General features: G+C 68.2%; 1 protein-coding gene. It reads right to left on the bottom strand.

Features of this window, described 5'->3' with window-relative positions; genetic code table 11:
- On the bottom strand, positions 1-554 hold a 554-nt coding region (locus IG90_RS40420; protein WP_033895114.1), incomplete at both ends, for a condensation domain-containing protein.

Raw genomic sequence — 554 nt, 5'->3', positions numbered from 1 at the left:
CTGCCGATCACATCGTGCGCGACTTGGTTGGCACGCGCGTCGAGCTGTGCGTACGTGAGCGTGCCGGCGCCGTCGGTGACCGCCGGGGCATCGGGCGTCTCAGTCACCTGTCGTGTGAACAGCTCGCCCAGCGAAGCAGCCGGCACGGCATGCGCCGTGTCGTTGAAGTCCACTACGGCACGCCGGTGTTCGTCCGGGGTGAGGATGTCGATGCCGGCCAGCGGGCGGTCGGGATCGGACACGGCCGCGTCCAGTAGCCGTAACCAACGGTCGAACAGGGCCTGGACGGTGGGCGCGTCGTAGATATCGCCGGAGTACTCGACGGCACCGGTGATGCCCTGCGGCTCACCGCGCTCCCCGCGCTGCTCGGCGAGGCTGAAGAAGAGGTCGAACTTCGCCGTACCCGTCCTGCCCAACTCGACCCCGGCTCGCAGCCCCGGAAACTCGAGTTCGGTCTCGGGCGCGTTCTGGAGGGCGAGCATGACCTGGAAGAGCGGGTGGTGCGACAGGGTCCGGGTCGGGTTGATGAGCTCGACCAGGTACTCGAAGGGGAC

It is taken from the genome of Streptomyces anulatus, from assembly GCF_000721175.1.
Classification (GTDB): domain Bacteria; phylum Actinomycetota; class Actinomycetes; order Streptomycetales; family Streptomycetaceae; genus Streptomyces; species Streptomyces anulatus_C.
This window is presented reverse-complemented; position numbering and strand designations above follow the sequence as displayed.